Source organism: Rhizobium sp. BK289, assembly GCF_014193575.1.
GTDB lineage: Bacteria > Pseudomonadota > Alphaproteobacteria > Rhizobiales > Rhizobiaceae > Rhizobium > Rhizobium tropici_C.
Genome location: NZ_JACHZO010000001.1, coordinates 320,185 through 340,941 on the forward strand (window position 1 = coordinate 320,185; position 20,757 = coordinate 340,941).

At 59.9% G+C, this 20,757-nt stretch carries 22 protein-coding genes; 10 read left to right on the top strand and 12 right to left on the bottom strand.

The window, feature by feature from the left end; all coding sequences use genetic code 11:
* Genes xdhB through uraH form a run of 3 tightly spaced genes read right to left on the bottom strand, consistent with a single transcriptional unit; the run spans position 1 to position 4,212 of the window.
* Complete coding sequence (gene xdhB, locus FHT84_RS01405) at positions 1 to 2,355, bottom strand: xanthine dehydrogenase molybdopterin binding subunit (protein WP_183761024.1); 2,355 nt, start codon at positions 2,353 to 2,355, stop codon at positions 1 to 3.
* A gap of 3 nt (positions 2,356 to 2,358) precedes the next feature.
* The gene (xdhA, locus tag FHT84_RS01410; protein ID WP_183761021.1) at positions 2,359 to 3,843 is read right to left on the bottom strand and encodes a xanthine dehydrogenase small subunit; all 1,485 of its coding nucleotides are present in this window, start codon (positions 3,841 to 3,843) and stop codon (positions 2,359 to 2,361) included.
* 3 nt (positions 3,844 to 3,846) lie between these two features.
* On the bottom strand, positions 3,847 to 4,212 hold the full coding sequence (gene uraH, locus FHT84_RS01415) for a hydroxyisourate hydrolase (RefSeq protein ID WP_183761018.1): 366 nt from the start codon (positions 4,210 to 4,212) through the stop codon (positions 3,847 to 3,849).
* 159 nt (positions 4,213 to 4,371) lie between these two features.
* Here uraH and puuE point away from each other — a divergent pair, with 159 nt between their 5' ends.
* Together puuE and FHT84_RS01425 are read left to right on the top strand one after the other, a co-directional pair.
* On the top strand, positions 4,372 to 5,817 hold the full coding sequence (gene puuE, locus FHT84_RS01420) for an allantoinase PuuE (RefSeq protein WP_183761000.1): 1,446 nt from the start codon (positions 4,372 to 4,374) through the stop codon (positions 5,815 to 5,817).
* 43 nt (positions 5,818 to 5,860) lie between these two features.
* A complete protein-coding gene (locus tag FHT84_RS01425; RefSeq protein ID WP_183760997.1) occupies positions 5,861 to 6,346 on the top strand; it encodes an ureidoglycolate lyase in 486 nt (161 codons plus the stop codon).
* A gap of 254 nt (positions 6,347 to 6,600) precedes the next feature.
* Here FHT84_RS01425 and FHT84_RS01430 read toward each other — a convergent pair whose 3' ends face one another.
* The 4 genes from FHT84_RS01430 to bhcR all read right to left on the bottom strand — a co-directional run bounded on the left by FHT84_RS01430 (position 6,601) and on the right by bhcR (position 9,840).
* On the bottom strand, positions 6,601 to 7,893 hold the full coding sequence (locus FHT84_RS01430; RefSeq protein ID WP_183760994.1) for an NCS2 family permease: 1,293 nt from the start codon (positions 7,891 to 7,893) through the stop codon (positions 6,601 to 6,603).
* A gap of 408 nt (positions 7,894 to 8,301) precedes the next feature.
* Positions 8,302 to 8,595, bottom strand: coding sequence for an addiction module antidote protein (locus FHT84_RS01435; RefSeq protein WP_112344722.1), 294 nt, complete (start codon positions 8,593 to 8,595; stop codon positions 8,302 to 8,304).
* Positions 8,588 to 8,893 (bottom strand): type II toxin-antitoxin system RelE/ParE family toxin, encoded by a 306-nt coding sequence (locus tag FHT84_RS01440; protein ID WP_183760991.1) that lies wholly within the window; start codon positions 8,891 to 8,893, stop codon positions 8,588 to 8,590. Before FHT84_RS01440 ends, FHT84_RS01435 begins: the two co-directional genes overlap by 8 nt.
* A 137-nt stretch (positions 8,894 to 9,030) precedes the next feature.
* Positions 9,031 to 9,840: an HTH-type transcriptional regulator BhcR gene (gene bhcR, locus FHT84_RS01445; protein ID WP_183760987.1), complete on the bottom strand. Its 810-nt coding sequence runs from the start codon at positions 9,838 to 9,840 to the stop codon at positions 9,031 to 9,033.
* Positions 9,841 to 10,032: 192 nt separating this feature from the next.
* Here bhcR and bhcA point away from each other — a divergent pair, with 192 nt between their 5' ends.
* From bhcA to FHT84_RS01485, 8 genes are all read left to right on the top strand, one after another.
* Complete coding sequence (gene bhcA / locus FHT84_RS01450; protein WP_183760984.1) at positions 10,033 to 11,223, top strand: L-aspartate--glyoxylate aminotransferase BhcA; 1,191 nt, start codon at positions 10,033 to 10,035, stop codon at positions 11,221 to 11,223.
* Between the two features lie 11 nt (positions 11,224 to 11,234).
* Positions 11,235 to 12,182: a beta-hydroxyaspartate dehydratase BhcB gene (gene bhcB / locus FHT84_RS01455; protein WP_183761296.1), complete on the top strand. Its 948-nt coding sequence runs from the start codon at positions 11,235 to 11,237 to the stop codon at positions 12,180 to 12,182.
* Positions 12,183 to 12,195: 13 nt separating this feature from the next.
* A complete protein-coding gene (gene bhcC, locus FHT84_RS01460) occupies positions 12,196 to 13,359 on the top strand; it encodes a 3-hydroxy-D-aspartate aldolase BhcC (protein ID WP_183760981.1) in 1,164 nt (387 codons plus the stop codon).
* A gap of 44 nt (positions 13,360 to 13,403) precedes the next feature.
* On the top strand, positions 13,404 to 14,369 hold the full coding sequence (gene bhcD / locus FHT84_RS01465; RefSeq protein ID WP_183760978.1) for an iminosuccinate reductase BhcD: 966 nt from the start codon (positions 13,404 to 13,406) through the stop codon (positions 14,367 to 14,369).
* Positions 14,370 to 14,445: 76 nt separating this feature from the next.
* Positions 14,446 to 15,444, top strand: a complete 999-nt coding sequence (locus FHT84_RS01470; RefSeq protein ID WP_183760975.1) for a glyceraldehyde 3-phosphate dehydrogenase NAD-binding domain-containing protein — start codon at positions 14,446 to 14,448, stop codon at positions 15,442 to 15,444.
* 172 nt (positions 15,445 to 15,616) lie between these two features.
* Positions 15,617 to 16,435: a hydratase gene (locus FHT84_RS01475; RefSeq protein WP_246698440.1), complete on the top strand. Its 819-nt coding sequence runs from the start codon at positions 15,617 to 15,619 to the stop codon at positions 16,433 to 16,435.
* 27 nt (positions 16,436 to 16,462) lie between these two features.
* Positions 16,463 to 16,618 (top strand): hypothetical protein, encoded by a 156-nt coding sequence (locus FHT84_RS01480; protein ID WP_183760972.1) that lies wholly within the window; start codon positions 16,463 to 16,465, stop codon positions 16,616 to 16,618.
* Entirely contained in the window at positions 16,618 to 16,857 is a 240-nt protein-coding gene (locus FHT84_RS01485) for a hypothetical protein (RefSeq protein WP_183760970.1), read from the top strand. The genes FHT84_RS01480 and FHT84_RS01485 overlap by 1 nt, the downstream gene beginning before the upstream one ends.
* Before the next feature lie 23 nt (positions 16,858 to 16,880).
* Here FHT84_RS01485 and FHT84_RS01490 read toward each other — a convergent pair whose 3' ends face one another.
* The 5 genes from FHT84_RS01490 to FHT84_RS01510 are packed head-to-tail and all read right to left on the bottom strand — an operon-like array spanning position 16,881 to position 20,667.
* Positions 16,881 to 17,606, bottom strand: a complete 726-nt coding sequence (locus FHT84_RS01490; protein WP_183760967.1) for an SDR family oxidoreductase — start codon at positions 17,604 to 17,606, stop codon at positions 16,881 to 16,883.
* A gap of 12 nt (positions 17,607 to 17,618) precedes the next feature.
* Positions 17,619 to 18,680, bottom strand: coding sequence for a sn-glycerol-3-phosphate ABC transporter ATP-binding protein UgpC (gene ugpC / locus FHT84_RS01495; RefSeq protein ID WP_183760964.1), 1,062 nt, complete (start codon positions 18,678 to 18,680; stop codon positions 17,619 to 17,621).
* Between the two features lie 59 nt (positions 18,681 to 18,739).
* Positions 18,740 to 18,946 carry a DUF2160 family membrane protein gene (locus FHT84_RS01500; RefSeq protein WP_112344732.1) on the bottom strand — a complete coding sequence of 69 codons (207 nt, stop codon included), beginning with the start codon at positions 18,944 to 18,946 and terminating at the stop codon, positions 18,740 to 18,742.
* 4 nt (positions 18,947 to 18,950) lie between these two features.
* Positions 18,951 to 19,787, bottom strand: coding sequence for a carbohydrate ABC transporter permease (locus FHT84_RS01505; protein WP_112344733.1), 837 nt, complete (start codon positions 19,785 to 19,787; stop codon positions 18,951 to 18,953).
* Positions 19,788 to 19,791: 4 nt separating this feature from the next.
* Positions 19,792 to 20,667 carry a sugar ABC transporter permease gene (locus FHT84_RS01510; RefSeq protein WP_112344734.1) on the bottom strand — a complete coding sequence of 292 codons (876 nt, stop codon included), beginning with the start codon at positions 20,665 to 20,667 and terminating at the stop codon, positions 19,792 to 19,794.
* Between the last annotated feature and the right edge of the window lie 90 nt (positions 20,668 to 20,757).

A 20,757-nucleotide genomic window follows, 5' to 3' on the forward strand; every position in this document is an offset into this window, starting at 1 on the left:
TTACTCCTTCTTCGCCGCCTTGAGACGCTCGATCGCCATCAGCACCCGTTCGGGTGTCGCCGGCGCGTCGAGACGCGGGCAGATCTTGCGGTCGGCGACGCTCGCCACGGCATCCGAAAGGGCATGCAAGACGGAAAGGCCGAGCGGCAGCGGCGGCTCGCCGACCGCCTTGGACCGATGGATCGTCGGCTCATAGGCCTCCGACCAATCCGTCAGAGCCACATTGAAAATCTTTGGCCGGTCGGATGCAAGCGGGATCTTGTAAGTCGAGGGCGCGTGCGTTCGAAGCCGCCCCTTGCCGTCCCACCAGAGCTCCTCCGTCGTCAGCCATCCCATGCCCTGAATAAAGCCGCCCTCGACCTGCCCGATATCGATCGCCTTGTTCAGCGAGCGGCCGGTATCGTGCAGGATATCGGTGCGCTCGACGACATATTCTCCGGTCAGCGTATCGATCGACACCTCCGAGCAGGCAGCGCCATAAGCATAGTAGTAAAAGGCATGGCCGCGGCCCGCCTTGCGGTCCCAATGGATCTTCGGCGTCTTGTAGAAGCCGGCGGCCGAAAGCTGGACGCGAGCCATATAGGCCTTCTTGATAAGATCGGGGAAGGACATCTCGATATCGCCGATCCGCACGCGGTTGGGCAGGAACACCACCTGATTGCGCGGAACCTGTTGACTTTCGGCGGCAAAGGCGATCAGCCGGTCCTTGATCTGGCGTGCGGCATTCTGCGCCGCCATGCCGTTCAGATCCGCGCCCGAGGAGGCAGCCGTCGGGGAGGTGTTTGGCACCTTGGCCGTCGTCGTTGCGGTGATCTTCACCCGGTCGAGATCGATCTGGAACTCTTCCGCCACGACCTGCGCCACCTTCAGATGCAGGCCTTGCCCCATTTCGGTGCCGCCGTGGTTCATGTGCACGGAGCCGTCGCTATAGACGTGCACCAGCGCACCGGCCTGGTTCGATTCCGTCTTGGTAAAAGAAATGCCGAATTTGACCGGCGTCAGCGCGATGCCGCGCTTGACGATGCGGCTCTTCGCGTTGAACTCGGCGATCGCCTTGCGGCGCCCGGCATAATCCGCGTTTTCCTCCAGCTCGGCGACGATGCGCTGGATGATGCAGTCTTCGACCTTCTGGTGATAGGGGGTGAGGTTACGTTCGCCATCGACACCCATCGCGTCGTAAAAATTCAGCTTGCGGATGTCAAGCGGATCCTTGCCGACCGCGAAGGCTACTTCGTCGATAACACGTTCGGCGCCGACCATGCCCTGCGGACCGCCGAAGCCGCGGAAGGCCGTGTTGGAGACGGTGTTGGTGTAGAGCGGTGCCGACTTCGCCTGAACATGCGGGAAGAAATAGGCATTGTCGCAATGGAACAGCGCGCGGTCGCCGACCGGACCTGAGAGGTCGGCAGAGAAGCCGGCGCGAAGCGCGAAGGTGTAGTCCACGGCAAGGATACGCCCCTCGTCGTCGAAGCCGACATCGTAGTCGATGGCAAAATCGTGCCGCTTGCCGGTCGCGATCATGTCTTCGTCGCGGTCGAGCCGGATTTTGACGGCGCGCTTCAGCTTCTTGGCGGCGATGGCCGCGATCGCGGCGCATTGGTTTGCCTGGGTTTCCTTGCCTCCGAAGCCGCCACCCATACGGCGAACCTCGATCGTAACAGCATTGCTCGGCACGCCAAGCGCGTGGGCAACCATGTGCTGCGTCTCGCTCGGGCCCTGGGTGGAGCAGTAGACGACGACCTCGTCATCCTCGCCGGGCACGGCAAGCGAGACCTGGCCTTCGAGATAGAAATGATCCTGGCCGCCGAGCCGCATGCGGCCCGTCACGCGCCGCGGGGCATTCTCAAGGGCGGCCGCCGCATCGCCGCGCTTCAGCGTCAATGGCGTCGCGACCTGCCTATGGGTCGAGACATCGAGATCCCATATGTCGATATCGGCAGGCAATTCCTCGTACTCGATTTTTGCCAGCCGCGCAGCACGCCGCGCCTCATCGTGCGTTTCGGCGATCACGCAGAAGATCGGCTGACCATGAAACTCGACCTTGCCGGCGGCAAGCACGGGATCGTCATGCATATAGGAGGGCGAGATATCGTTGACGCCGGGCACATCCTGATGGGTGAGCACGGCAACGACGCCGGGGGCGGCGCGGACGGCGGAAAGATCGACGGATTTCAGGGTGCCGTGGGCAACGGTGGAGAGGCCAAGACCGGCGTGAAGCGTACCGGTTGGTTCCGTTATGTCGTCGATATAAACGGCCGTACCTGAGACATGCTTATGCGCGGAGTCATGACGGGGGCTGGAATGGACGCCGCCGACGATGGTGTCGGCCTTGAGATCGGAAGCGTGTTTGTTCATGGCTTATGCGGCCTCATATCTGGACACCTGGGCCGGTGCGGCGCTCGAGGTCGTTTCCAGGTAGAAACGCAGGAGAAGATTCTTTGCCGCCAGCGCACGATATTCCGCCGTAGCGCGCATATCGGTCAGCGGCGCATAATCCTCGGCATATTTCTCCATCGCCATCTCCACCGTCGTCTCGTTCCAGGACTGGCCGAGCAATGCCTTTTCAACGGCGAAGGCCCGTTTCGGCATCGCGGCCATGCCGCCATAGGCAATCCGGATTTCGGCAACCGTGCCATCTTCGCCAAGTGCCAGCCGGAAGGCGCCGAGCGTGGCGGTAATGTCCTCGTCCCGTCGCTTCGTCACCTTATAGACCGCGAATTTCTCGTTCGCTGCCGGAACTGGAATATGCACGGCCTCGACGAATTCGCCCGGCTGGCGGTCCTGCTTGCCATAGGCAATGAAGAAGTCTTCCAGCGCAATGGTGCGACGGACGGAGCCTTTGCGCAACGTCAGTGAGGTGCCGAGCACGATCAGGGGAGGCGGGGTATCGCCGATTGGCGAACCGTTGGCGATGTTGCCACCGATCGTGCCCATATTGCGTACCTGCTGGCCGCCGATACGGGCGATCAGCGGACCGAGTGCCGGAATATGCTGGGAGAGCGTCGCAATCGCTTCGGAATAGGTGACGCCCGCACCGATCGAGATGATGCCGTCGTGCACGATGATCGATTTCAACTCCTGCAGCCCGGCAATGAAGATGACCGGCGTGATGTCGCGCATGTGCTTGGTGACCCAGAGGCCGACATCGGTCGAGCCGGCCACCACCGTTGCCGTCGGCGATGCTTCCAGAACCGAGGCGAAGTCATCAAGGTTCGCAGGCACGATAAGCCGATTACGACCCTCGCCGATTTCGACGCGGGCGCCATCGCGAAGGGCTTGCAGGCGCGTGATCATGGTTTCGCGTTCGATCAGCAGCGGGTCGTCTTTTGTCCCGCCATAATTGGAGATGGAGCGGGCAGCGCGCAGGATCGGCTCATAGCCGGTGCAGCGACAGAGATTGCCCTGGAGCGCCGTTTCGATCTGCTGATTGGTCGGGTTCGGCGTCTGCATCCAAAGCCCGTAGAGCGACATGACGAAGCCCGGTGTGCAGAAACCGCATTGCGAACCGTGAAAGTCGACCATCGCCTGCTGTACCGGATGCAGGTGCTCGCCGCTCGGGGCAAGATGCTCGACGGTGACCACATGACAGCCGTCGAGTGATCCAAGGAAGCGAATGCAGGCGTTGACGCCCTCATAGACGAGACCGCCTGCGGGCGTCAGCCGTCCCACAAGCACGGTGCAAGCGCCGCAGTCGCCCTCGGCGCAGCCTTCCTTGGTGCCCTTCAGCGAGCGGGAGAGGCGCAGCCAGTCGAGCAGCGTCTGGTCCGGCGCGACGTCGTTAAGGGCAATGTCCTGGCCGTTGAGAATGAAATGAAGTTCGGAGCGGATTGTCGTCGATGTCATTGCTCAGCTCCCGCGGTAGGTGGAGTAGCCGTAGGGCGAGAGGAGGAGCGGCACATGGTAATGCGCGCCTTCGTCTGCAAGACCGAAACGGATCGGAATGACATCCAGAAACATCGGGCCATCGCCAGAGCGGTCAAGATAATCGCCGGCATGAAAGCGCAGCTCGTAGGTACCGGCCTTCATGCTTTCGCCTGATAGCAACGGCGCATCGCAGCGGCCGTCAGCGTTGGTCTTGGCGGATTTGAGATGGTGATGCGCCTCGCCCTCGATCCGGTAGAGATCGACGCGCAGGCCCTTTGCAGGCCTGCCGAGCGCGGTATCCAGCACGTGGGTCGTGAGCCGGCCGGCTCCTGGCGAATGAGGCTGCATGTTTTCTCCCGAACGTAGCGCTTCTGCCTTCACTATCCGCCAGGCTCATTCCCCTGAAAAGCAGCTGTAACGTTCGAGACTTTCAAAATTTCCAAGGGGAATAGCGCGCGCGATTTGCGGTTAGACATTTGCCATCGACGACATTTGGAGGAGTGTTTCATGCGATATTGCCGTGACATGCACGGATATGGCCGGACGCCGCCGGCGGCTCAATGGCCGGGCGAGGCGCGCATCGCCGTGCAGTTCGTCCTGAATTACGAAGAGGGCGGCGAGAATTGCGTGCTGCATGGCGATGCGGCATCCGAAGCCTTTTTGTCGGAAATCGTCGGCGCTGCTCCGTGGCCGGACCAGCGCCATTGGAACATGGAATCGATCTATGAATATGGCGCCCGCGCCGGCTTCTGGCGCCTGCATCGGCTTTTCATCGAGAAACAACTGCCCGTCACCGTCTACGGCGTTGCAACCGCGCTAAGGCGCTCGCCGGCGCAGGTCGCCGCCATGCAGGAGGCCGGCTGGGAAATCGCATCGCATGGCTTCAAGTGGGTCGAACACAAGGATACGGGGCCTGAAGAGGAGCGTGCGGCGATCGCCGAGGCGATCCGCCTGCACACGCTTATTACCGGCGAGCGGCCGCGCGGCTGGTATACCGGCCGCTGCTCGGTCAACACGGTCGATCTGGTGACGGAAGCGGGCGGTTTCGATTACATCTCCGACACTTATGCCGACGACCTTCCCTATTGGCATGAGCATGGCGGCCGCCACCAACTCGTCATTCCCTATACGCTCGATGCCAACGACATGCGCTTTGCGACGCCGCAGGGCTTCAACAGTGGCGATCAGTTCTTCACCTACCTGAAGGATTCCTTCGATGCGCTCTATGCCGAAGGTGCAGCCGGCCGCCCGAAGATGATGAGCGTCGGCCTGCATTGCCGGCTGATCGGACGTCCGGGGCGCATCATGGCGCTCGCCCGCTTCATCGACTACATCCAGAGCCATGAAAAGGTCTGGATCGCCCGCCGCGTCGATATCGCCGAGCATTGGGCGAAGACGTATCCGCCAAGGCCGGTCTCGGAGCGGGCCTCGCAAATGCCGGAGGGTGCCTTTGTGGAGCGGTTCGGTGGCGTCTTCGAACATTCGCCCTGGATCGCCCATCGCGCCTTCGCAGACGAACTTTCGCCGGCAAACGATACGGCGATTGGCCTCCATGCCGCGCTCGCCTTCCAGTTCCGGGCGGCAAGCGAGGAAGAACGGCTCGGCGTACTCGTCGCCCACCCGGATCTTGCCGGCAAACTGGCGCAGGCGAAGCGTCTGACGACGAACTCCACGGAAGAGCAGGCATCCGCCGGGCTCGACGCGCTAACGGACCACGAGCGGGCGCGTTTCACCGATCTCAACGACCGCTATGTCGCCAAGTTCGGCTTTCCATTCATCATCGCCGTGCGCGATCACACGAAATCCGGGATCCTCGCTGCATTCGAGATCCGGATCGAAAATGATCGCGACGCTGAATTCGCCACTGCCTGCCGGCAGGTGGAGCGCATCGCGTTCCTGCGGCTTGTCGCCATGCTTCCCGATGAAGAAGGGCTGGATCGGAGTGCCGCATGAGGTCGGCCATCGCACGTCAAGAGCACAAATGAGGAGAGCGTGAATGAAAGTGATCGAGATTCAGCCGCTGACGCGTGTTGCCTTCTTCCCCTACGGCGAAGTGATAGAGATGGAAGGGGCCTATAATTACGCCATCAATGCCGGCAAATGTGTGCGATATCATGATCTCGCAAAAGTCGAGACGATCGGCGAGAAAGCGCGCGCGATGATCAGCCTGCTGCGCGGCGAGCCTTACAGGCTGCCGCTGGAGCTGAAGATGGTTGAGCGGCATCCGCTTGGCAGCCAGGCCTTCATACCGCTGACCGACAATCCGTTTCTGGTTGTCGTCGCACAGGAAACCGCAAATGGGCCGGGAGAGCCTTTGGCTTTTCGCACAAAGCCCGGACAGGGTGTCAATATCGGCCGCAATGTCTGGCATGGCATCCTCACACCACTCGACGGCGTCTCGGATTTTGCCGTCGTCGATCGTGGCGGCGAGGGTGTCAATCTGGAAGAGCACTTCTTTGCCGAGCCATTCCTGATCCGCTAATCAGCGGAGCGGTTTAAATGAAACAGGGGCGCCGCAATTCCGACGCCCCTTTCTCATTTGGATGCCTCGCTTCTGGCCCTGCCTTTCACATACAGCGTTCCGCCGATCGTTTCTGAGCATCGCCTATCGATGATGAGATGCGCGGCATTTCTGGCTCTTGAGTGTCCATTTTGGTCAAGACAAGGACTGCAAACAGATTGGGAGCCGGACCACCGCAATGGATGATCCGGCTCCCTTGATGTGCAGCGTTTTGGCTAGCCCGCGAAGAAGGCGAAGCGAACGATGAACAAGGCGGCTACGATCTGCGTTGCCAGATGAAGTATCTTCCAGCGCCCGGTGCAGACCTTCAGGACGACGTAGCTGATGAACCCGAAGGCAAGGCCGTTGGCGATCGAGTAGGTGAACGGCATTGCAAGTGCCGTCAGCGCTGCCGGTGCCGCCTCGGTCAGGTCGTCCCATTCGATCTCCGTCAACTCGCGCATCATCAGGCCGGCGACATAGAGCAGGGCCGGTGCGGTTGCATAGGCGGGAACGGAGCCCGCGAGCGGTGAAAAGAACAGCGACGCCAGGAAAAGCACGGCGATGGTGAGTGCCGTCAGGCCGGTGCGGCCGCCTGCTTGAACGCCTGAGGCGCTTTCGACATAAGCCGTCGTGCTGCTGGTGCCCATCAGCGAGCCGGCGACGATGGCCGCGCTGTCGGCAAGCAGAGCCCGGCTCAAGCGGTTCGGCTTGCCTTCCTCGAGAAGCTTCGCCCGCTTGGCGACACCGATCAGCGTTCCGGTGGCGTCGAAGACCTCGACGAGCACGAAGACGAGGATGATGTGGATCAGGCCGCCGTGCAGGGCGCCCATAATGTCGAGCTGCAGAAAGGTCGGCATCATCGATGGCGGTGCCGAAACGATGCCGTGGAACTGGCTGACGCCGAGGATCCAGGAAAGGACTGTGACCGCAAGAATGCCGATCAGGATCGAGCCTCTGACTCTCATCGCGTCGAGTACGGCGATGACGAAGAAGCCGAAGATCGCAAGAAGCGGGCCCGTCTGCTTCAGATCTCCAAGGCCGATGAGCGTCGCCTTGTTGGCAACGACGATGCCGGCGCTCTTGAGCGCGATGATCGCCAGGAAGAGGCCGATACCAGCGGCGATCGCGCTTCTGAGCGATCGCGGTATGCCGGCGATCAGCCAGCTGCGCACGCCGGTGACCGTCAGCAAGACGAAGATGGCGCCCGAGATGAAGACTGCACCGAGCGCTTGCTGCCAGCTGAATCCGAGTGTGGCGACGACGGTGAAGGCAAAGAAGGCGTTGAGCCCCATGCCCGGCGCCATGCCGATCGGCCAATTGGCAACAAGCCCCATGACGATGGAACCCAGCGCCGCGGCAAGACAGGTGGCGACGAATATGGCATTGCGGTCCATGCCGGTGGTCGACAGGATATCCGGATTGACGAAGATGATGTAGGACATCGTCAAGAACGTCGTCACGCCCGCGATGAGTTCGGTGCGCACGGACGTGCCGTGTTCACTCAATTTGAAAAATCGTTCAAGCATCGTTCCTCCCTAAGCGTTTCATGCGCTCATGAATGTCATGGGGCTTGCCCGCATCTCCTCCGATGCGGGCGCGAGAAGCGCCTGTGACCGGCGTTTCGTGGCGGGAGAGATTGTGCGCTTTTAAAGGCTCCGGGCGCTAGAGCCGGATTTCCCTACAATTTGCGAAAGACATTCTAGATTTTCAGACTATTTCCGAGAGAGTCGAGTTGCGCTCTGGGGATGGACTTGCGGAAGAGAGTGCCAATACGCCATCGATCGGACACCATAGTACCGCATCCAATCTATAGCGTTCCCGGCGGCAAAGCCAACTTATTCTGCGCCGGGCTTTGATCTACAAGAGGCTCATCGTTGTCCCACAAGCCCATTTAGCGCAAATGGCACAATTACGCCCCGAGCCATTGGGTAAGGTCAATGCGCGGTATGGGCCTTGGCAGTGATGTCAACGCCAAGTGCACGCATCACTGCAAGTGTTGTCTTGAGTGTTGGATTTCCGCGTTCACTAAATGAGCGGTAGAGCTGTTCCCGGGATAGCCCGGTTTTGCGTGATATTTCCGTCATGCCTTTAGCGCGGGCGACAACGCCAAGCGCCTTGGCAATATAGGCCGCATCGCCAGTTTCAAAAGCATCCGCCATGAAAGCGGCGATTTCTTCATCGTCCACCAGTGCGGCGGCAGGGTCGTAGGTAGTTAGTTTTTCAGTCATCTTGTGCATTCCATTCTTTAGCCAGTTTCTTGGCGGCGGCAATGTCGCGGGCTTGCGATCCTTTGTTTCCGCCACATAGCAACACGATCAGGAGATTTCCGCGCTGCTGGAAGTAGATGCGATATCCGGAACCGTAGTGAATCCGCAGTTCGCTAACGCCTTCGCCTACGGGTTCGACGTCGCCCGGCAAGCCTTCGGCCAACCGCATCAGTCGCGCTGCAATAATGGTTTTGGCTCGCTTGTCTCGGAGGCGGGATTCCCATTTTGCGAAGATCGCAGTTTGCTTTAACTCAATCATGAGAGAAATGTAGTCTAAAAACTACATACGTGCAACGTCCTTCCTTTCGGGTCCAGCGATGGAATAGACGTCTCCAGTCGGAACGGTTCATCCCGCACACGAGCCGCTGGTGGATTCCATGGTAAGGTTGTTCGATCTCACGGAGCCCCGAGACGACGGGACACCATTCCGGCAGCGCTCCTCACCCGTTCGCCGATCCGGTGGATGTCGGCGTCCTGGAGGCGATGCTTCGGCCCGGAGACGGAAATGCCTGCTATGGCTTCTCCATGCACGTTCAGGATGGGCGCCGCCACGCAGCGCATTCCTTTTGTCCGCTCCTCGTCGTCGAAGGAATAGCCGCGGTCCCGTGTCTTTTGCAGCTCCTCGCGCAACTGGTCGAAGGAGCGCATGGTGTTCTCGGTAAAGCGCTCCAGCTCTCTTTTCTTGAAAAGCGTGGCGAGGCGATCGTCGTCATAGGTGCTCAGCAGCGCCTTGCCGATGCCGGAGGCATGCAGCGGCGACAGCGTTCCCGGCGGAAAAAACGCCCGGATCGACTCGTGGGTCTCCACCTGACTGATGAAAAGGACATTTCCGTCCTTCTCGATGCCCAGATTGGAGGTCTCACCCGTTTCCAGCATGAGCTCCCGCATGATCGGGCGGCTTCGCTCGACGACGTTGGTGCGCCGGAGAAAGGCGGAGCCGAGCCGATATGCCTCCGGGCCGATATACCATACCTGGCGATCGGGGCTGATCTCGACGAATTCGCGGCGCTCCAGCGTTGCAAGCACGCGGTGCATGGTCGCTGCGGATTGGTCGAGCTTCCCGGCGAGTTCCGAAAGTGTCATGCCCTCGGGCGTCGAAAGCGCATCGAGCACGTCCAATGCGCGATCGAGCGCCTGGATCGTATTTTGTGTCTGAGGGCCGTTGAAGGCTTTTGGGCGCCCGCGTCGGCGCGTTTCGGCAGGCATCGGTATCGTCTCCTTGAAGTCATTTCCAGAAAAATTTCATGATGAAAAAATTATTCATATAATGAAAAAAGTCAACATCATGTTTTATATAAATAAAATTGTATTAGCTTCTATTTTGAAAAATGATTTCAAAAAAATTTATCTCCCGTGTTGGACATGCTATCCATCTTTCAACATTAGGAGGACACCCAGATGTATATGCAAAATCCGGTTTTCATCCCCGGTCCGACGAATATGCCCGAAGTCCTTCGCAAGGCTGCGGACATGCCGACGCTCGATCACCGGTCCCCGCTCTTCGGCGAAATTCTGCGCCCGGCGCTTGCCGGCGTAAAGAAGGTCATCAAAACCGAAAAGGCCTCCATATTCGTGTTTCCGTCCACGGGAACCGGTGGATGGGAAACGGCCATCACCAACACGCTCAGCCCCGGTGATCGCGTATTGGCGGCCCGCTACGGCATGTTCAGCCATCGCTGGATCGACATGTGTCAGCGCCATGGCCTCAAGGTCGATATCATAGAGGCCGAATGGGGCGGCGGTGCTCCTGCCGATCGCTATGAGGAAGTTCTTGCAGGCGATACCGCGCACGAAATCAAGGCCGTCCTCGTCACGCACAACGAGACTGCAACCGGCGTCAAATCCGATATCGCTGCCATCCGCCGGGCGATCGACGCCGCCGGCCATCCCGCCTTGTTGTTCGTCGATGGTGTCAGCTCGATCGCCTCGATGGATTTCCGCATGGACGAATGGTCCGTCGACATCGCCGTGACGGGGTCGCAAAAGGGCTTCATGCTGCCCGCCGGTCTGGCGATCACGGCCTTTTCCCCGAAGGCCCTGGCAGCGGTCGATCAGGCAAAGCTTCCGCGTACCTTCTTCGATATTCGCGATATGGCGAAGAGCTATGCGAACAACGCCTATCCCTATACCCCGGCGGTCGGCCTTCTGAACGGGCTGAAACTCTCGACGGAGCTGTTGCTCGCCGAAGGACTGGAGAATGTATTTGCAAGACACCGGCGTATTGCCGGCGGCATCCGAGCCGCCGTTCGGGCATGGGATCTTAATCTGTGCGCTAGAGGCGAGGAACTCTATTCCGACACGGTGAGTGCGATCCGCACGCCGCAAGGTTTCGACGCGACATCGATCGTCGCGCATGCCGCGAGGAAGTACGATGTCGCTTTCGGAACCGGGTTGGGCGAGGTCGCCGGCAAGGTGTTCCGCATCGGGCATCTCGGCAGTTTGACTGACGTCATGGCCCTGTCGGGCATAGCGGCGGCTGAGATGGCCATGGTCGATCTCGGTCTCAATGTCAAACTCGGCTCGGGTGTTGCGGCCGCGCAGGAACACTATCGCAACGACCAGCAATCCAAGATTCAGGCCGCGGCCTGAGGAGCTATATGATGTACATTCCGACATTGGCCGATGTGGTGGCTGCGCATACGCGCATCAGGCCCCACATCCATCGCACCCCGGTCCTCACCTCCAGCTTCATCAACTCGCTCGTCGGCACCGAATTGTTCTTCAAATGCGAGAACTTTCAGAAAGCCGGTGCGTTCAAGGCCCGCGGCGCATCCAACGCCGTCTTCGGCCTGAGTGACGAGCAGGCTGCCCGCGGCGTTGCCACGCATTCATCCGGAAACCACGGAACGTGCCTTTCCTACGCCGCCGGGCGGCGGGGCATTCCCTGCACCGTCGTCATGCCGCGGACCGCGCCGCAGGCAAAGAAGGATGCCGTCCGGGGATATGGCGGCAGAGTGGTCGAATGCGAACCTTCGACCTCCTCGCGCGAGGCCGTCTTTGCCGAAGTCGTCGCCGAGAGCGGCGCCGAATTCGTTCATCCCTACAATGATCCGCGCGTCATCGCAGGCCAGGCAACCTGCTCGATGGAACTGATCGAGCAGGTCGACGGGCTCGATGCCGTGGTCGCACCGATCGGCGGTGGCGGCATGGTGTCGGGAACCTGCCTCACCTTGTCGAACCTCGCGCCGAATGTCCGGATCTATGCCGCCGAACCCAAGCAGGCCGATGATGCCTGCCGCAGCTTCAGGGCGGACTACATCATTGCCGACGACGCGCCGAATACGGTGGCCGATGGTCTGAAAGTGCCGCTCAAGGAGCTGACCTGGCATTTCGTCAGAAACCATGTGACCGATATCCTGACGGCCTCCGAAGAGGATATCGTCGATGCGATGAAGCTCATCTGGAAGCGGATGAAGATCGTCATGGAACCTTCAAGCGCCGTCCCGCTGGCGACGATCATCAAGAATAGGGAGGTTTTCGCCGGTCAGCGCATTGGCATCATCATCACCGGCGGAAACGTCGACCTCGACACATTGCCTTGGCAGTAAGGGAGAAAGAGCAATGAACATGGAACCGAAATTCGCCGGCATGGAAGTCGGCTACGATGTGCCGGCTCTTCCGGGCATGAGCGTCGACGACATCCAGACACCATGCCTGATCCTCGATCTCGATGCGCTCGAACACAACATCCGCAAGATGGGTGACTATGCAAAAGCCCACAACATGCGCCACAGGGCGCATGGCAAGATGCATAAATCCGTCGATGTCCTCAGGCTCCAGCAGGAGCTTGGCGGTGCAATCGGCGTCTGCTGCCAAAAGGTTTCCGAGGCGGAGGTCTTCGTGCGTGGCGGCATCAAGGATGTCCTGGTCTCGAACCAGGTTCGCGATCCGGCAAAGATCGACCGCCTGGCGCTTCTGCCGCAGCACGGCGCACGCATCATCGTCTGCGTCGATGATCTCGCCAATGTCGAGGAACTCTCCAAGGCGGCACAGAAGTACGGCACGACGCTGGAGTGCTTCGTGGAGATCGATTGCGGCGCCGGACGCTGCGGCGTCACGACGACGTCGGCCGTCGTCGAACTCGCCAATGCCATCCATGCGGCACCGGGTCTCAAGTTCACCGGCATTCAGGCCTATCAGGGCGCGATGCAGCACATCGATAAATATGAAGACCGCAAGGCGAAGCTCGATGCGGCCATCGCTCAGGTCAAGGATGCCGTCGGAGCGCTGAAGGCCGAAGGCCTGGAACCCGAACTGGTCAGTGGCGGCGGCACGGGAAGTTACTATTTCGAGAGCAATTCGGGCGTCTACAATGAGCTGCAGTGCGGCAGCTATGCGTTCATGGATGCCGATTACGGCCGTATCCAGGACAAGGACGGCAAGAGGATCGACCATGGCGAATGGGAAAATGCTCTCTTCATCCTGACGAGCATCATGAGCCATGCAAAGCCCGACAAGGCGATCTGCGACGCCGGCCTCAAGGCGCAATCCGTCGACTCAGGCCTGCCTTTTATCTACGGCCGCAATGATGTGAAATACATCAAATGCTCCGACGAACACGGCGTTATCGAAGATCCGGACGGCGTTCTCAAGATCAACGAGAAGCTCCGCCTGGTTCCGGGCCATTGCGATCCGACCTGCAATGTTCACGACTGGTATGTCGGCGTGCGCAACGGCAAGGTGGAAACGCTTTGGCCGGTGTCGGCCCGCGGCAAGGCCTATTGATGAAACAGGGGGCTTCGGCTCCCGGCAAACCAGGCGGAAGTGCAATGATCATCATTCCCGAAAGTGCCATTGCCGAACTGGTCACGCCCTCCGATTGCCTCAAGGCGGTCGAAGAGGTCTTCGCCTCGATGGCGAACAGGTCGGCCTATAATTTTCCCGTGATCCGGGAGGCGATCGGGCATGCCGATGCGCTGTATGGCTTCAAATCCGGCTTCGATCGAAAGAGCCTGGCGCTCGGCCTCAAGTCCGGTGGGTTCTGGCCAAACAATACCAGCAGAGGCCTTACCAATCACCAGTCCACCATCTTCCTGTTCGACGCCGATACCGGAAGATGCCGCGCCATGGTGGGCGGTAACTTGCTGACTGCGCTGCGGACGGCCGCCGCATCGGCAATCTCGATTAAATATCTCGCCCGAAAAGATGCGAAGGTCCTCGGCATGATCGGCGCGGGTCATCAGTCGACGTTTCAGTTGCGCGCAGCCCTCGAGCAGCGCGCACTCGAGAAGATCCTCGCCTGGAACCCGCATCCCGACATGCTGAGTCGTCTGGAGGAGGTTGCCAAGGAGGAGGGCCTTCCCTTCGAGGCAGTCGATCGCGATCGCCTGGGAGCTGAATCGGATGTCATCATCTCGATCACCTCGTCCTTCGCTCCGCTTCTCAAGGCTTCGCAGGTCCGCGCCGGCACGCATCTCGCCTGCATGGGCACGGATACGAAAGGCAAGCAGGAGGTCGAGGCTGAGCTCCTCGCTGTCGCAACCGTCTTCACCGATGAAGTCGAGCAGGCCATAACGATCGGCGAGACGCAGCACGCCATCGAAAGGGGGCTGATCCGAAAAGAGGCCATCGTCGAAATCGGTGCCGTGATCAACGGAACGCATCCGGGCCGGACCTCCCAGGATCAGGTCACGCTGTTCGATGGTACGGGTGTCGGCCTTCAGGACCTGGCCGTTGCTTCCGCCGCCGTCGAACTCGCTTTGGCGAAAGGCGTGGCGATCGAGGTCGATTTCTGAAGCGGCGCATTTGGGGGAGGCATGAGGCGGTGATGTCGTCTACACTTTCCGCTCGATCGAGTAGGTGGAGATTCGCATGTCAGGCCGGCCACTAAGAATTGCAATCAATGGATTTGGCAGGATCGGACGTTCCGTTCTGCGCCTTCTCCTGCGTGATCGCCGCGATATCGAAATCGCGCTGATCAACGACATCGCCGATTTGGAGACATGCGCTTATCTCTTTGAATTTGACAGCGTATACGGCCCGTGGGCGGAGCCGGTGTCCTTCGAGGACCAGCTCCTTATCGTCGGTGGGGCGTCGATACCGTTTCACAATGCTCCCGACATCAGCAAACTCGATCTTCGCGGCATCGACGTTGTTCTGGAATGTACCGGTCATGCCAAATCACGGGTGGTGGCACAGCGAGGAATTGCGGCCGGAGCAAGAAGGGTTCTCATTTCCGGCCCTTCTGCCGCAGCCGATGTGACGCTGGTGCTGGGGGCAAACGAGGAAACCTTCCGCGGCCAGGCGGTGATTTCAAACGCATCATGCACGACGAATGCGCTTGCGCCGCTTTTGCGCGTCGTCGACCGGGAATTCGGCATCATCGGTGGTCAGATGACCACGGTTCATTGCTACACGGCAAGCCAGCCGACGATCGATCAGCCGCGCTCGGAGCTGTCGCGCAGCCGCGCGGCCGCCCTTTCGATGGTGCCTACGACGACGAGTGCACATGCGATCGTCGGCGACGTGCTTCCTTATCTTGCCGGTCTCATCGAAGCCCGTGCCCTTCGCGTGCCGACCGCCAGCGTCTCGGCGATCGATCTGACGGTTGCGGTTCGCAACGTGTCAGACCTGGATACCATGCGCGCAAGATTGAAGCATGTCGCTCTAGGATCCCCGGTGCTGGGGTGGATCGAGAAGCCATTGGTTTCGGTCGATCTGCGCGGCCGCCCGGAATCGCTCGTCTTAAGCGGACCGGAAATGTCGCTTTCCGCCGGCGGTCTTCTCAGGGTGTTCGGCTGGTACGACAACGAATGGGGTTTTTCCAACCGCATGATCGACATGGCGCAATATATCGGGCGGGCAAATTAGCGGGCTCGGTAGCCTCCCCATTCCCGCATTGTCGAAAATGGACGCAGACGGCCGTCAATTCGCTTCAATGAGGAAATCAATGATATGCACGTGCCCGCCTGTCGCGATGGGTAGCGCGATCACTATGAGATTTTAATATTTTCGTGCGCTGCGATGAATGGAACGGCTACGCATGTCGGGCCATCTTCGTCCTATCGTCAATGGTGCGATTGGAGCGAAGATGTATTTCGAACTGAAGGACACAACGGCGGATATTCTCGCAAAGAGCCGTCGTCGTGAAGAGCTCTGCGATCTTCCGCTCGACCTGATAGAATCCGAACGTGAAGCATACGATATCCAGACAACGGCGCAGGACGCGCTCGGTTTCGAACGCAAAGGCTATGCACTTGTCGGCACGAGCGATCCTGCGCGCCGCATGCTCGGCCTGAAGGGGCCGATCTATTCCGAAATCCCTGCCTTCGGCTTGCAAAGAAAGGCTCAAAACTTCCGGCTGCCGCCTGGAACAATCGGCGTACAGTGCGAGTTCGTCTTTACGATGCTGCGATCATTTCCGGATGACGGCGAGCGAATTTCCCTCGACAGCGTGGCCGATGCCATTATGAGCTGCCGCCCGGCAATTGGCATTATCGGCAGAAGGATCCGGCACGCGATTGCCGGTGCCAATGCAGTGATCGCGGACTTCGGCCTGCACGTCGCAACCCTCTGCGGCGAGCATGCCGAAAGGGGCGAGGCCGGCGACTTTGCCGGGATCGAGGTCACGGCGTTCCTGTTCCAGCAAACCATGCTTTCAGGCAATTCGTCATCGGTCATGGGCAATCCGCTGAATGCGGTTGCCTGGCTGGCGGAAGAGCTTGTCGCCAATGGCAGGCAGCTTGAACCGAGCGATATCGTGGCGACAGGCTCCTGCACGCCGATCCTCCAGGTCCGCGCCGGACAGCATCTGGCGGCAGACTTCGGACCGCTCGGCCAGGTCGAATGCCTGTTTAATTGACATGATCAATAGCCGAAAGGACTGATAATGCGGCCGCAACGAAAGCCATTCGTAGTCGAACTCAAGAAGAGCAGGCGCTCCCGCTCAAGAATCCCGCTGCTTCAGGAAGACCGCGATCGCCTGATCGTGCAGAAGGATGCGGCGCGTGTCGGGCTGGCCTTGCAGCGTGAGGATCGTCGTTGATGGTGAGCCGAAACATCCCTCATGAATACTTCCTGCTGTCCGCGGCAAGCGAGGAAGGTCCCGTCGTCGGCTATCTTCACGGCCGGCCCATCCGCAATGCCGTCGTCGACAGGAACGGCAGCAGGTATCGCTTCGTCGGAGTTGCCGTCAGGGATCGTCAAGGCCGGCTTGATGTGCTGTCGCTCCGGCGGGGAGAATGGATTGTCGCACCGGACCTGATTTACGAAGAGGCAGCTTAGCGGTGGCGTAGCGCTGCGCGATCTCAGGCGATCATATAGCCGCCGTCGACCGGCATCGAAATGCCGTTGACCATGGCCGCCTCGTCGGAAAGCAGGAACAGGATCACTTCGGCGACGTCCGCAGGTTCGGCAAATCGGCCGAGCGGGATCCGTTCGCGCATCGGCGCTGCCTTTTCAGGGTCGCTCCATGCCTTGATGGCCATGGGTGTCAGCGTGACGGTCGGATGGACGCCATTGACGCGAATGCCCTTCGGCGCCAGCTCTTTTGCCATCACGCGCGTCAGGCCGTCCAGCCCGCCTTTCGAGGCGCAATAGGCCGCATGGTCCGGTATGCCGACGAAGGCGGCGACGGAGGATACGTTGACGATCGCGCCGGAAAGGCCTCTTTCGATCAGTGAGCGGGCGAATTCCTGCGCCACGATCATCGGCGCGCGAGTATTGACCGCGAACAGGTGGTCGAAGGCTTCAACCGTGGTGTCGAGAAATGACTGCAGCTCGGTCGTCCCAGCGCAGTTGATCAGATAATCCGCCGGAAGTGCGGCCAATGCCGCCTCCCGCGTCTTTTCGGCGTCGGCAAGATCGATCTGGATCGCCTCGCAGCCCAGTTCGTCACGCAACGAGGCGACATCCGCCGCACTTCTGGTCAAGGCCACCACACGAGCCCCCCGCTTCGCAAGTATCTCCGCCGTCACGCGGCCAATGCCCTTGCCTGCGCCGGTGACGATCACCCTCTTCCCATCGAAATTCATCGGAACGTCCTCTTACAATCTCTTGCCGGTTTCCTGATCGAAGATATGAACATGGCGCGGGTCAATACGGAAATGCATTGTTCGCCCCGACGCGATTTCGATCCGCTCGCGAATGAGTGCATCGATCGGCACTCCACCGACGCGGCCGAAGATCAGCGTCTCGGAGCCGGTCGGCTCGAACACGGACACCTCGACCGGGATGCCGTTGTCGCCGATCGTGATGTGTTCCGGCCGAATTCCATAGGTCACCGGCCGGCCGTCCTCGGCGTTGACCGTTTCCACCGGCAGAACGACGCCTTCGTCCGTGATGACGACCTGCCGGCCGTCGCGATTGCCGAACCGGCCTTTCAGGAAGTTCATCGAGGGACTGCCGATAAAGCCTGCGACGAAAATATTTGTGGGAAAATCGTATAGTTCCAGCGGTTTGCCGATCTGCTCCACCCGTCCGTCGCGCATCACGACGATCTTGCTGGCCATCGTCATGGCCTCGATCTGGTCATGCGTGACGTAGATGGTGGTGGTCTTCAGCCGCTGATGCAATTCCTTGATCTCGACCCGCATCGTGACGCGAAGCTTGGCGTCGAGGTTCGAAAGCGGCTCGTCGAAGAGGAAGACCTGCGGATCGCGGACAATGGCGCGGCCCATGGCGACGCGCTGGCGCTGACCGCCGGACAGTTGCTTCGGATAACGATCGAGATAACGGGAGAGATCGAGGATTTCGGCGGCACGACGCACCTTTTCATCGATTTCCGCCTTGGGGCGTTTCGCCATCTTCAGGGGAAAGCCCATGTTCTCGGCGACCGTTTTGTGCGGATAGAGTGCGTAGGATTGAAAGACCATGGCGATGTCGCGCTCCTTCGGTGGGGCATTGGTGACGACGCGGCCTCCAATTCTGATATCGCCGCCGCTTACCGTCTCAAGGCCCGCGACCATGCGCAGCAGCGTCGATTTTCCGCATCCGGAAGGGCCGACCAGAACGACGAATTCGCCGTCGTCGATGTCGACGCTGACACCATGCATGACCTGAAGGGCGCCATATTTCTTCGTGACGTCGCTAATCTGTACGTTTGCCAATGTCTTCCTCCCAGATGCAGCAGTGCATGCTGTGTTTCCTGGCCGTTACCGGCAGTCCCTTACCCGCGCCGGATGATGTAGGCGCCGAGCGCGGCGGAAATCGCCGTCGCTATCCAGACCGAAAGCCCCAATGGTTCGATAAAGCGCATCCATAGGAGCGACAGCGCCACCCAGATGACGACCGAGATGAACAGCCGGTCGAACCAATTCGTCTCAATCGGCAGGAACCCCACCTTGCGCTCGTCGTTTTCGGATTCCGAAGACATTGCGTTATCCTTTCACGGCACCGAAGGTCAGGCCCGCAACGATATGGCGCTGCACGATGGTGAAGACGATGAGTGCGGGAATGAGGGTGAAGACCGATATTGCCGCCATGATCCCCCATTGGGTGCCCGTCGTCGTGACATATTCAGAAAGGCCGGTGGTCAAGGTACGCGCCCTGAAATTGGTCAGGGTCGCCGCGAGCAGATACTCGTTCCATGCGAAGACCCAGGTCAGGATCAGCGTTACTGCCAATCCCGGCCGCGCCAGCGGGAATATGATATCCGACAGAACCGTCCATGTGCTTGCGCCGTCGACATAGGCTGCCTCATCAAGCTCTTTCGGAATGCCTTCGACCGTCGGGCGAAGCGTCCAGATCGCAAAGGGAAGATTGAACGAGCAATAGACGAGGATCATGCCGGTCCGCGTATCCGCAAAGGAAAAACTGCCGATCTTGTAGACCTGTGTCAGCAGCAGGAAGAGCGGCAGCAGGAATACGGCCGGTGGCGCCATTCTGTTGGTGATGGTCCAGAAGAAGATGCTCTCCTTGCCGGCGAGGTCGAAGCGGGAAAGCGCGTAGCAGGCCAGAAAGCCGAGCGTCGTCACCAGCAGCGCATTGCCCGAGGAAATGAGCAGCGAATTCACCATATAGCCACGCAGCGTCGGGTTGTTCAGCACATCGGTATAGTTCTTCCAGAACAGGCTTCTCAGAATGACTTCGGGCGTGGAGAACAGCTCGACCGTCGGCTTTACCGAGATGACGAAGAGCCAATAGATCGGAAAGAGGGTCGCAAAGCTGATGGCGATCCACATGACGGCCAGAAGCCAAGGATAACGGGTCTTCATCGTTTCAACCTTTCCTGGCGCGCGGCGCGATCAGGCTGACATAGAGCAGCCAGCAGACAACGATGGTCAGATACAGCACGACGACCGAGATGGCCGAACCATAGCCGTAGTTCGTCTTGGGAAAGACTTCCCTGAAGATGTGCACGCCGATGTAGCGCGTCGCGGAACCGGGGCCGCCGCCAGTCAGCATCAGCACCTCGTCCACGGTCCGCAGCGCATCCATGAGCCGGATGAAGACGGTGGCGATCAAGGCCGGTCGGATCATCGGGAGCGTGATGTGCCAGAAGATCTGGCTCTTGCCCGCTCCGTCGATCTGCGCTTGCTCGAATGGATCCGGTGGCAATGAAACCAGAGCGGCGATCAGCGAAAGCGTCACCAGGGGCGTCCAGTGCCAGATGTCCATGATCACCGTAACGATGAAAGCCGCACCCGCGCTTTGGCCGATGTTGAGATCGAAGCCGAACCAGCTGTGCAGCAGGTATGGAATGATGCCGATGGAGGGCGTCGTCATCAGCTTCCAGACCGATCCGACGATGATCGGCGCCATGATCAACGGCAGGGTATGGATAGTGCGGAATATTGCCTTGCCGGGAAAATCCTTCAGAAGCGCCTGCGCGAGCACGTAGCCGAGCACGATTTCCGAAACTACGGCGAAGAAGACGAACGCCGCCGTGATGCCCAGGGACGCCAGGAATTGCTGATCGAAAACGACCTTGCGGTAATTTTCCGCCCAGTTGAAGACCATGTGCGGGTTGGCTGCAAACGGATTCCACGCATGGAAGGAAACCCAGACGACATAGACGAACGGAAAAATGCCGAAGAGCCCGAGGATCACTATGGTTGGTGACAGCAAGAGCCAGCCGAGCTTCTGTGAATGCATCGCCCTATCCCCCTGTGGCGGTTGCTAAGGTGCCCGTTTTGCAGCGATGGGATGGCAGGCCGCTATTGACGGCGGCCTGCACGTTCGGAA

Excerpts from the sequence above, each read along its gene's own strand:
- FHT84_RS01500 (WP_112344732.1), bottom strand. The coding sequence starts at position 18,946 with ATGTCTTCGGAATCCGAAAACGACGAGCGCAAGGTGGGGTTCCTGCCG.
- bhcD (WP_183760978.1), top strand. The coding sequence starts at position 13,404 with ATGATCATCATTCCCGAAAGTGCCATTGCCGAACTGGTCACGCCCTCC.
- FHT84_RS01480 (WP_183760972.1), top strand. The coding sequence starts at position 16,463 with ATGCGGCCGCAACGAAAGCCATTCGTAGTCGAACTCAAGAAGAGCAGG.
- FHT84_RS01470 (WP_183760975.1), top strand. The coding sequence starts at position 14,446 with ATGTCAGGCCGGCCACTAAGAATTGCAATCAATGGATTTGGCAGGATC.
- xdhB (WP_183761024.1), bottom strand. The coding sequence starts at position 2,355 with ATGAACAAACACGCTTCCGATCTCAAGGCCGACACCATCGTCGGCGGC.
- FHT84_RS01475 (WP_246698440.1), top strand. The coding sequence starts at position 15,617 with ATGTCGGGCCATCTTCGTCCTATCGTCAATGGTGCGATTGGAGCGAAG.
- puuE (WP_183761000.1), top strand. The coding sequence starts at position 4,372 with ATGCGATATTGCCGTGACATGCACGGATATGGCCGGACGCCGCCGGCG.
- FHT84_RS01510 (WP_112344734.1), bottom strand. The coding sequence starts at position 20,667 with ATGCATTCACAGAAGCTCGGCTGGCTCTTGCTGTCACCAACCATAGTG.
- bhcA (WP_183760984.1), top strand. The coding sequence starts at position 10,033 with ATGTATATGCAAAATCCGGTTTTCATCCCCGGTCCGACGAATATGCCC.
- xdhA (WP_183761021.1), bottom strand. The coding sequence starts at position 3,843 with ATGACATCGACGACAATCCGCTCCGAACTTCATTTCATTCTCAACGGC.
- uraH (WP_183761018.1), bottom strand. The coding sequence starts at position 4,212 with ATGCAGCCTCATTCGCCAGGAGCCGGCCGGCTCACGACCCACGTGCTG.
- FHT84_RS01485 (WP_183760970.1), top strand. The coding sequence starts at position 16,618 with ATGGTGAGCCGAAACATCCCTCATGAATACTTCCTGCTGTCCGCGGCA.
- bhcR (WP_183760987.1), bottom strand. The coding sequence starts at position 9,840 with ATGCCTGCCGAAACGCGCCGACGCGGGCGCCCAAAAGCCTTCAACGGC.
- FHT84_RS01505 (WP_112344733.1), bottom strand. The coding sequence starts at position 19,787 with ATGAAGACCCGTTATCCTTGGCTTCTGGCCGTCATGTGGATCGCCATC.
- FHT84_RS01430 (WP_183760994.1), bottom strand. The coding sequence starts at position 7,893 with ATGCTTGAACGATTTTTCAAATTGAGTGAACACGGCACGTCCGTGCGC.
- FHT84_RS01440 (WP_183760991.1), bottom strand. The coding sequence starts at position 8,893 with ATGATTGAGTTAAAGCAAACTGCGATCTTCGCAAAATGGGAATCCCGC.
- bhcC (WP_183760981.1), top strand. The coding sequence starts at position 12,196 with ATGAACATGGAACCGAAATTCGCCGGCATGGAAGTCGGCTACGATGTG.
- bhcB (WP_183761296.1), top strand. The coding sequence starts at position 11,235 with ATGTACATTCCGACATTGGCCGATGTGGTGGCTGCGCATACGCGCATC.
- FHT84_RS01435 (WP_112344722.1), bottom strand. The coding sequence starts at position 8,595 with ATGACTGAAAAACTAACTACCTACGACCCTGCCGCCGCACTGGTGGAC.
- FHT84_RS01490 (WP_183760967.1), bottom strand. The coding sequence starts at position 17,606 with ATGAATTTCGATGGGAAGAGGGTGATCGTCACCGGCGCAGGCAAGGGC.
- FHT84_RS01425 (WP_183760997.1), top strand. The coding sequence starts at position 5,861 with ATGAAAGTGATCGAGATTCAGCCGCTGACGCGTGTTGCCTTCTTCCCC.